A 9,499-nucleotide genomic window follows, 5' to 3' on the forward strand; every position below is an offset into this window, starting at 1 on the left:
GAGTTCATCATCTATGAGTATAAAGAAAAAACCTAAATTACCTCGACCGCAACAGATGGGTTGGATTTTAGTCGGTGTTGCTGGGGTTATTCTAGCGGTTAACTATATTCTCCCTCAATTGACACGGCCGAAACTACCCACCGTTCCCTACAGTGAATTTTTGTCCCAAGTTAAGAATAATCAGATTTCTGGGGTGCAAATTGGATCGAAAGAAATTCGCTATCGCCTGAAGTCGGAAAACGACGCAGAAGAACTCGGCCCCCTGTTCTCAACGACTCCCGTCTTTGACCCGGAATTAGTCCAGCGCCTGGAAGCCAATGGGGTTCTGTTTCAAGCGGCTCCCCCCCCGACGAATACCTGGTTTGCAGTTCTCTTAAATTGGGTGATTCCGCCGATTATTTTAGTGGTTGCGTTTCAGTTTTTCCTCAATCGGGGGAATTCCCAATCTCTAGCGATTAGTAAGAGTAAAGCCAAAATTTATGTGGAAGGAGAAGCGGGGAAAATTACCTTTGCAGATGTGGCTGGAGTGGAAGAAGCGAAAGTAGAATTGGCGGAAATTGTGGAGTTTCTCAAAAGTCCCGATCGCTTCAAAACCATTGGTGCGAGAATTCCTAAAGGGGTGTTATTAGTCGGCCCTCCGGGAACGGGGAAAACCCTGTTGGCTAAAGCTGTGGCTGGAGAAGCAAAAGTTTCCTTTTTCAGTATATCGGCTTCGGAGTTTGTGGAGCTGTTTGTGGGCACGGGAGCCGCACGGGTTCGGGATTTGTTTGAACAAGCAAAAAAGAAAGCCCCTTGTATTATATTTATTGATGAGTTGGATGCCATCGGTAAATCCCGAAGTAGTGGCGCGGGGCAAAGTGGCTCCAATGATGAACGGGAACAAACCTTAAACCAGCTTTTGACGGAAATGGACGGCTTTGGAGTGGGCGATGCCACGGTGATTGTTTTGGCGGCAACCAACCGCCCAGAAGCCCTGGATGCTGCCCTGTTGCGCCCCGGACGCTTCGATCGCCAAGTGCTGGTAGACCGGCCCGATTTAGCCGGAAGGTTGACAATTTTAGAAATTTATGCTAAGAAAGTCAAACTGGGTCAAGATGTGGATTTGAAGGCGATCGCCACCCAAACCCCTGGATTTGCCGGAGCCGATTTAGCCAATCTCGTCAACGAAGCCGCACTGCTGGCCGCTCGCAATCACCGGGAAGCCGTATCGCAAGCAGATTTTAAGGAGGCGATCGAGCGAGTCATTGCCGGACTAGAGAAAAAGAGCCGCGTATTGAGCGATCGCGAGAAAAAACGAGTCGCCTATCATGAAGTCGGCCATGCCCTAGTCGGAGCCTTAATGCCCGGAGGCAGCAAAGTCGCCAAAATCTCCATCGTTCCCAGAGGTTTATCCGCCCTCGGCTACACCCTCAAACTCCCCACCGAAGACCGCTTCCTCATGGAAGAATGGGAACTGCGCGACCAAATCGCCATGTTACTCGGTGGACGTGCTGCCGAAGAACTCATCTTCAACACCATATCCACCGGAGCCTCCGACGACCTGCAACGAGCCACCAACCTCGCCGAACAAATGGTCACCACCTACGGCATGAGCAAAGTCTTAGGCCCCTTAGCCTACCAAAAACTCTCCTCTGGAAACTTCCTCGGCAATGGCAGTGGCAACACCCGCCGCATGATGAGCGACGATACCGCCCAAACCATTGACCGGGAAGTGAAAGAAATCATCGAACAAGGATATGAAAGAGCCTTTAGCATTTTGTCCCATAACCAAGACCTGGTAGAAAAAATGACCCAAGAACTCTTACAAACCGAAGTCTTAGAAGGAGAACAACTGCAAGTTTGGCTCGATCGCATCAGCCCCGTTTCTTCACCTTCTTAAATTGGATAGAACAAAATTGAAACAGAAAGGGTAGGGGTCAACGGCCGTTGACCCCTACAGTGCCTCTTAAGTCATAATTATTAAACTTAACCGCGCCAAAAAACAGTAAATTCATTTAGCCTTAATAGTAGATTCATAAAAAATATCGTAAACTTACGGTCTCCCCTTCCGAAAAATTGCGGTATGATTGCCACCAAATCCGAATTAAACCTTCTTCAAGGGAAAAAAATGAGTACATTCCTAATGGCTTATGCCCTGATCTCCTATGTATTTTCAGGGGCACTCTGCTACACCAGCGCACGTAACGAGCAAGAGACAAACAACCCAAGCCATTCTAAACGCTTAGAATGGATTGTTCTATTTTGGCCCTTATGGATTAGCCATGAAATTGATACAACTCCCAACTTAAGCGCTAATTACGCTCTTGTACAAGAACGGATAGAACCCCAAGAGAAAGTGCCGACTTCTAAACCCATTGGGCAAGCCCTGGAAGAAGCTGGATTACTAACTTCTAACCAAGTGCAAGCCATCTTAGCCTACCAACAAGATCATCACGATCTGCGCTTCGGAGAAATTTCAGCCATGTGGGGATGGATCAAATCCGAAACTGCTGACTTTTTTGCCGAAGGACTCCACCAACTCAAGACCTACCAAAAACCCCTAGGACAAGCCTTAAAAGGGGCCGCTATCCTAGACGATGAACAAATCACAACTATTCTTACCTATCAATCTCAAACAGGACTCAGATTTGGAGAAATTGCCGTTCGCCACGGATGGGTGAATCAGCAAACTGTTGATTTTTTTGTCGGCACAAGTTATTTTAATTTTTAATTTTTAATTTTTAATTGATATTACTGGGGCCGACAAGAGCGCCGTTGCCCATCGATCTGGGGTTCTTGCCAAGAAAAGGCAAAATGGCTAATGGCAGAAATTCGGCCCTGCCACCGTTGCAGATCGCGCATTTGTGCTTCTAAAGAGGGGCGATTTCTGTAAGCTCTTCCCCACTGTCCGGCTAAGACGGGCTTAACTTGCGCCCCTTGAGCGGCCATACTCAACACCCGTTCGACCTGTTCGGTAATACACTCGGTTCCTCCACAGACTCCGTAGGACATGGGATGCCATTCCATAGAGGCTGGGAATCTGTCCCAAGGTTGCAGGCGGGAATCGTAGCCCCGACCTACAACCCGGTTGGCATCGGGGAAAAAGACCGCTCCGGTGGGTAACCCTTGCCGTTGAGCGGGGGCACTAGCTAGAGTAAGAAAGTCGATCACCCCTTGCAGAGCATGGGCAACAGTGAGAAACCAGAGTTCCTGTTGCAACCGGTTTTGCTGTTGTCTTAAACTGAGGGAGGCTTGGGGAGTGTTGCGACCTTGCCACATCGGTTGCCCTTCTTGGGGATAGCGGCGGTTGGCAGCTTGAATATCGTCGATGGTGATGTATCCTTTGCTGATATAGGCTTGAATTAACTCGCGACCTTTGTTATTGGTTGCCCGTTGATAGAGGGACTGTTGGGAGGCGGGGCCATAAATCCATAAATCTTGGACTTTGGTGGCGACGGAAGCGGGGCCGGTGAGCCGAGGATAGCGGATATAATCAAAGAGCATCCCATCAGGCTGACGTTTGAGGATGGAATTGACTAAATAATAGTAATCTCGTTTGGCTTGGGGATGATAGGGATCGATGAATACATTCTGGGTGTCGCCTCCAGTGACCTCATAACCGGTGTCTTTTTGGTCATGAACGGAGAGACTGGTTTCGTTGTTGCCGTTGCGGGCTAGGGCTTGTTGGCGATCGCCTAACAAACTATAGTTATAGCCAAAGTTCATGGAAAAGAGCCAGGCATAAACCCGTAATCCCCGTTCTCTAGCTTTTTCAATGGCTAGGGCTAACAAATCGGCATTTTCCTGCCCCTGAAGCCGAACCACAGAGGGCCAAGGGGTAGGATTATCGTTGGCGGGTAACAGCACCTGACCATTAAAAAAGGCTTCAACATAGACCTCGTTATAGCCCTTATTGACAATTTCATCCATCACCCGATCCAAATTGCCGTTAAATAAATCGCAGGGATAGAGACGTAGCCAAATGGCTTGGGTTTGGGGCCAAGTGCGAGCGCGGCAATTTTGCAGTTGGGCCGTATGCTGTTGAACCAAAGCTTGATAGCGCTGTTGTGCTTCTGGATTTCCACTCAGGGCGGCTTGACGTAGCTGTTCTTTGTCTTGCCGCTCTTGATTGGATAACTGACAATAGGCATTGACGGCTGCAAAGCTGGGTTTGACCTGGGTCAGGGTTCCTAGAATGGGGGAAACCAGCAGAAATAAGACCAGCCAAAGATTAAACTTGTGAAGTCTCAAGAATGAAAGAGTCATGAAATAGGGATCGACTGGGTTGCACTGCCTTGTAGGGGCAGGTTGTCTAAGATCTAGGATATGGCGATCGATGATACGAACCGGCCATCCATTAAAAATTAAACATGGAACATTAAAAATTGAACATCATACCCATATCCCCGTAGGGGCGAGGAAAATCAGGATTAGGCGATCGCCAAACCTTGGTTGCGATCTTAACATTAATTTAATTTAGTCCGATCGCCTGTCGGTAGTTTACACAATCTTCATACCCATGTGAAGAGTTAGTAAAGTAGGGGGCTAAATCTAGTCATGGGCAGAATTCCCGGAGTAGATTGGTAGAAAGGAAACACATCGAACTCAGGGAAATAGCCATGAAATCCTCTCAAATCTTAACCGCGATCGCCACTACCACTACCTTAAGCATACTATCATTGACCAGCGCCGCCCAAGCCTTCACCATTGGCGGCCATTACAATGGAGCAGAATTTGACGAGTTAGGCTTAGACATTCCCTGGGCAGCCGAAAGCCGCATTGGTCGCGTGGGAGACCATGAACTGAATATCCACGACCATACCAACAGTGCCCAAAATCGGGTTCAAGCCAACTACGACAACTGGGTTAGCGGTGAAGCGGTCGATTTTTCCTTAGCCTTTGATAGTCTGCTCAATACCCTCACCTATACCGTAGACGGTATTGAACTGAGCAAAACCGAGATCTTCGAGGACAATTTTTCCGACCTCTACATCCGCACCAGCGCTCGCAAAGAAGGAACCAGCATGGTGGTGGACAACTTATTCTTAAGCGATGAAACCATGTCAGCCAGTATTGGCGATATCTCTAGCGCCTCTTGTTCGGGAGGTGTTGGTTGTGGTTACTTTGATGCCGACTACCTCCACATCGGTGATATTGTCGGTGACTTTACCTTAACGGGACAATCGACCATGACTTGGCTAGGAGCAAAACCCAATAATTCTAACCTCGCCTATCAAATTAAATTGGTTGAAGGGAGTGGCTCAGTTCCTGTTCCTGAACCTGCTACCTTGTCTGTATTCTCCCTCGGTTTAGTGGGTTTGTTCGCTAGTCGCAAGCGCCGTCAATCCTAATTAACAATGATGTGAACCCGCCCGATCACAGCGATCGCTTGGTGTGGGGGGCGGGTTTACAAAGTTATCGATGGGTGTTGTAGATTTGGGTAAAACCCGCCCCTACAGGTAATGGATAATTACATGCTTGTAGGGGCGGGTTCGCCCAGATCTGGGAAACCCACAAATCAATGATGTGAACCCGCCCCACCCCTACCGATTATTAACCATTTAAGTGCCGGTAGGAACCGATCGCAACAATCGCTCGATAATCACCCTCGCTTGTCGTCCTCCAGCCGGAATCATCCGATGACCCAGCACATGGGGCGCTAAAAACTTGACATCATCAGGGGTAACATAATCGCAACTTTCTAGAAAGGCGAGGGCTTGGCTGGCTCGTTGTAGGGCGATCGCCCCCCTGGGACTGACCCCTAACGTAATCTCTTCATCTTCGCGGGTTGCCCGCACCAAATCCACAATATATTGCTGTAAGGGAGTCTCCACATTCACTTGCAAGCACTCTTTTTGCAGCGTCTGCACTTCAGCCAGGGAAATACAAGGTTTTAGGCGATCGACATTCTTTTCCCCTGCATGTTGTTGCAGCATCTTCAACTCTTCCGACTCCGTGGGATAACCCAAAGAAAACGACAAAGCAAACCGATCCATTTGTGCTTCCGGTAGGGGAAACGTCCCTTGATATTCCACCGGATTTTGGGTCGCAATCACAAAAAACGGAGACTCTAGGATATGGGAAACCCCATCCACCGTTACCTGCTGCTCTTCCATCACTTCCAAAAGCGCCGACTGGGTGCGGGGAGTCGCGCGGTTAATTTCGTCGGTGAGCAACACATTGGCAAAAATGGGCCCGGACATGAACTTAAATTCCCCGGTATTGGGGTTCCAGATATTGGTTCCGGTAATATCGCTAGGCAGCAGATCGGGCGTACATTGAATCCGTTGAAACTTGCCATCAATGGAACGGGCTAAGGATTTAGCCAGCAAGGTTTTCCCCACTCCGGGAACATCCTCTAAAAGGGCATGACCCCCAGACAAAAGGGCCACAAGTACCAGACGAATGGGATCGTTTTTACCGACGATCGCTTGATTCAGGTTATCGATTAATTGCTGGATACGCTCTCTCATCCGCTCATTACTCCCCAAGTTGATTCTTTTAGAATAGCTTGCTTTCGATCCAGGATAGCCTAGAATTTTCCCTTTAATACGGCTCATCGGGATGGGTATATCCCAAATGTTTCCAAGCCCCAGGCAAGGCAATTCTACCGCGAGAAGTGCGCTGTAAAAAGCCAATTTGCAATAGATAGGGTTCATAGACTTCTTCAATGGTTTGGGCATCTTCCCCCGTAGCAGCAGCTAGGGTTTCCAAACCTACGGGGCCGCCGCTAAAATTCTCGATCATGGCGCTTAAAATCAGGCGATCTGTCCAATCTAAACCGCAGGGATCGACGTTGTAGAGTTCTAAGGCTTCGGCAGCAATTTCTGAAGAAATTGTTCCTAGTTTTTTCACTTGGGTGTAGTCGCGGACTCGGCGCAAAAGGCGGTTGGCAATGCGAGGGGTTCCGCGCGATCGCCGGGCGATTTCGGTGGCTCCTTCGGCTGTGATCTCTGTACTTAACACTTTTGCGGCTCGTTCGACAATTAAACTTAACTCGTCTAACTCGTAAAAGCGCAATCTTTGTAGCAACCCGAAGCGATCGCGCAAGGGAGAGGTTAACGCCCCCACTCGCGTGGTTGCCCCCACCAGGGTAAAGGGTTTCAGGGGAATGCTGCGGGTTTTCGCCGTCTTCCCTTTACCGACGGTAATATCTAAGCGGAAATCCTCCATCGCTGGATAAAGTAACTCTTCAGCTACCCTAGAAAGGCGATGAATTTCATCCAAAAATAGGATATCTCCCGGTTGCAAACTGACCAATAAACCGACAATATCGCGGGGACGTTCTAAAGCGGGTGCAGCACTGATTTTGCAAGTTACGCCCATCTCGGAGGCTAAAATTAAAGACATGGTGGTTTTGCCCAAACCTGGCGGCCCGTAGAGCAAGAGATGATCTAAGGGTTCTTTTCTGGCTTTGGCCGCTTCAATGGCAATTTCTAACACACTTTTGAGGTCTTTTTGTCCGACATAATCGGCTAATCGATGGGGGCGTAATTTTTCTTCCTGTTTGTCGGTTTCCTCAAAGCTGGCTTCCGCTTGTAAGAGGGATTCTTCCATCTCCGGTTCTCGGCTCTTTTTCGCTTCATAGGTTTTGCGACTGGTACGCATTCGCCGTTTTTTGGGATCGGGGAAAGATTGGTAGGAAGACTCAATAGCCATAATTGGGGAGTAAATGCGACAAGATAGCACGCGAGTGGGATCAATTAAAATTTTTCAGTAAAGGCGACAGCCGAAAACATTAAAAATTCAATTTCAGATAACAAACAGCAGAGTACAATGTTGATAGCGATCGCCTCATGAGCCATGGCGATCGCCGCTATTTGATGTTGATTAAGCTTGAGATGATGTCTTATCCCTCCTTAACTGTGCCAGAAAATGTCAGCTTTGAACAGGCGATCGCCCTGACGCAAACGTTTCTTGACCTTCTGGAACAGGGAAAATTAAGCGAAGCGCTGATTGAACGCACCGTCAGCGAGTTGGTGCAGACCCAAAACGGAGCCAGGGGATTTTTTGTCACCTATTTGACCGATCGACGATCGTTGAGCGATCGCCCCACTCCCGGAGTTATCGGCGGCTTACAGACCTCTCCCGAAATCGTCAGCGAACTCCTCGTTAAAAATGTCGCCATGTCTACCGCCATGGCGATCTCTCACACTCGTAATCAAAACCCAGACATGGCGGCTAGTTCCCAACAAGTCAAAGACCGCAGCGCCTATTTAATCAATCAACTGCAATTACCCGAAGTCAAAAATAAGGCCCAACAGCTTTACGAGAGCGCCCAAACCGGAACCGGAGCTTATCAAGGTTTCTTAGAGCGATGGGGATATGATGCGGAGCAAAAACAAGCCATTCAAGCTGCTCTAGGGCAAATAGGGGAAGAGTGACATAGGCGGGGACTCACCGTTTTTTAGGTTGGGTTTCGCTTCGTTTAACCCAATCTACGAGAAAAGATGGAAACAAGCGATGGGATAAAACCATCTGATCCCATAGCCCTATAGTCGTAGATGATAAGACTAGGGCAGTGCCCTGATTCTTTTCTCCTAAGAGGATGAACCCATGAAGAAAGTCTCTATATTCCTCGTCTCAGCTATAGCAGGGGCGATCGCCTCCCTGACTCCCCTGAGCAGTGATGCCCAAACCACCCAACAAACTATCAGTCCTGGGTTTCAACCCATAGAGATTGCTGGCACATCTGGGGGGCCAACTGCAAGCGATTGCGGGAATTTAGCCGCCGCTCCCAATGTTACCCTTACGGTTACGGCCGATACGTCTATTCATTTCCGTCTACAAAGTTCCGGTAACCCCACCCTCAAAATTGACGGCCCCCAGGATTTTGACCTCTGTGTTCCCTCCCATGATGGCTCAACGGTGGAAATTCCTGGTCAATGGCCTCCAGGACAATACGATGTATTTATCGGCGATCTTCAGGGCGGATCTCATGGATATACGCTCAAAATTTCCGATCAATGAGGGGGGGGGGAGGCAAGAGATAAAAAATAAAACCACTCAGCAGTTTGCTAAGTGGCTTGACCAGTAACCTTGAATTAGAGAGGAGAGAAAATAGAGAGTAGAAAAAGATTTAGCTGACAGCGATGCTGGTAAGCATGAGTGCTGTTACGAAGAGGACAGCCATCGCGCCTTGGAATAGGTAACGTTGCTGTTGTTCTTGATTGGGAGATTGGGCATAGTACATTTGAGGCTCGTTAGCGTAGTTATTGAGCTGTCCTTCAGGATTAACTGTTGTGTACATGGGATTGACCTCGCTTGTTTGTCCTTGTTGTAAACTAATATAACAGATTGTAAAGAAATGTTTCTGTGACTTGACAGCCAGAATTTAGTGATGTTAATCACCGTAGTTTGACATCCTCACCGCCCTTCTAGGGCGGTGATTCCTAAACCTCACAATTTAGGTTTCTGCTTCATAGCAGTTGCCTTCACAGATTTACTCCGCTCTGGTCTTACACTCGCTCCACAGACTGACACCGCAAGTCCTGCGGCCAATATGTTTTTGCTGGCATTG

Annotated in this window: 9 protein-coding genes; 5 read left to right on the forward strand and 4 right to left on the reverse strand. The window is 48.5% G+C overall.

Annotated elements, in window-relative coordinates; genetic code table 11:
* The first annotated feature begins 13 nt into the window (after window positions 1-13).
* Complete coding sequence (gene ftsH / locus PJF56_RS05240; protein WP_283761592.1) at window positions 14-1,879, forward strand: ATP-dependent zinc metalloprotease FtsH; 1,866 nt, start codon at window positions 14-16, stop codon at window positions 1,877-1,879.
* Window positions 1,880-2,107: 228 nt separating this feature from the next.
* Window positions 2,108-2,710, forward strand: a complete 603-nt coding sequence (locus PJF56_RS05245) for a hypothetical protein (protein WP_283761593.1) — start codon at window positions 2,108-2,110, stop codon at window positions 2,708-2,710.
* Between the two features lie 20 nt (window positions 2,711-2,730).
* Here the strand turns inward: PJF56_RS05245 and PJF56_RS05250 are convergent, their stop codons facing one another.
* Window positions 2,731-4,245: a family 10 glycosylhydrolase gene (locus tag PJF56_RS05250; RefSeq protein ID WP_283761594.1), complete on the reverse strand. Its 1,515-nt coding sequence runs from the start codon at window positions 4,243-4,245 to the stop codon at window positions 2,731-2,733.
* A 353-nt stretch (window positions 4,246-4,598) separates the two neighbouring features.
* On the opposite strand from PJF56_RS05250, the gene PJF56_RS05255 reads away from it, so the two are divergent.
* On the forward strand, window positions 4,599-5,330 hold the full coding sequence (locus PJF56_RS05255) for a PEP-CTERM sorting domain-containing protein (protein WP_283761595.1): 732 nt from the start codon (window positions 4,599-4,601) through the stop codon (window positions 5,328-5,330).
* 210 nt (window positions 5,331-5,540) lie between these two features.
* On the opposite strand, the gene PJF56_RS05260 is transcribed toward PJF56_RS05255, so the two are convergent.
* Together PJF56_RS05260 and ruvB are read right to left on the reverse strand one after the other, a co-directional pair.
* Window positions 5,541-6,452: an AAA family ATPase gene (locus PJF56_RS05260; protein WP_283761596.1), complete on the reverse strand. Its 912-nt coding sequence runs from the start codon at window positions 6,450-6,452 to the stop codon at window positions 5,541-5,543.
* 73 nt (window positions 6,453-6,525) lie between these two features.
* The gene (gene ruvB, locus PJF56_RS05265; RefSeq protein ID WP_283761597.1) at window positions 6,526-7,638 is read right to left on the reverse strand and encodes a Holliday junction branch migration DNA helicase RuvB; all 1,113 of its coding nucleotides are present in this window, start codon (window positions 7,636-7,638) and stop codon (window positions 6,526-6,528) included.
* A 185-nt stretch (window positions 7,639-7,823) separates the two neighbouring features.
* Here ruvB and PJF56_RS05270 point away from each other — a divergent pair, with 185 nt between their 5' ends.
* Window positions 7,824-8,363: a hypothetical protein gene (locus tag PJF56_RS05270; RefSeq protein ID WP_283761598.1), complete on the forward strand. Its 540-nt coding sequence runs from the start codon at window positions 7,824-7,826 to the stop codon at window positions 8,361-8,363.
* 172 nt (window positions 8,364-8,535) lie between these two features.
* On the forward strand, window positions 8,536-8,949 hold the full coding sequence (locus PJF56_RS05275; protein WP_283761599.1) for a hypothetical protein: 414 nt from the start codon (window positions 8,536-8,538) through the stop codon (window positions 8,947-8,949).
* 109 nt (window positions 8,950-9,058) lie between these two features.
* On the opposite strand, the gene psb34 is transcribed toward PJF56_RS05275, so the two are convergent.
* Complete coding sequence (psb34, locus tag PJF56_RS05280) at window positions 9,059-9,229, reverse strand: photosystem II assembly protein Psb34 (RefSeq protein WP_283761600.1); 171 nt, start codon at window positions 9,227-9,229, stop codon at window positions 9,059-9,061.
* Window positions 9,230-9,499 lie beyond the last annotated feature (270 nt).

Origin of the sequence: Roseofilum halophilum BLCC-M91 (genome assembly GCF_030068445.1) — a bacterium.
Classification (GTDB): domain Bacteria; phylum Cyanobacteriota; class Cyanobacteriia; order Cyanobacteriales; family Desertifilaceae; genus Roseofilum; species Roseofilum halophilum.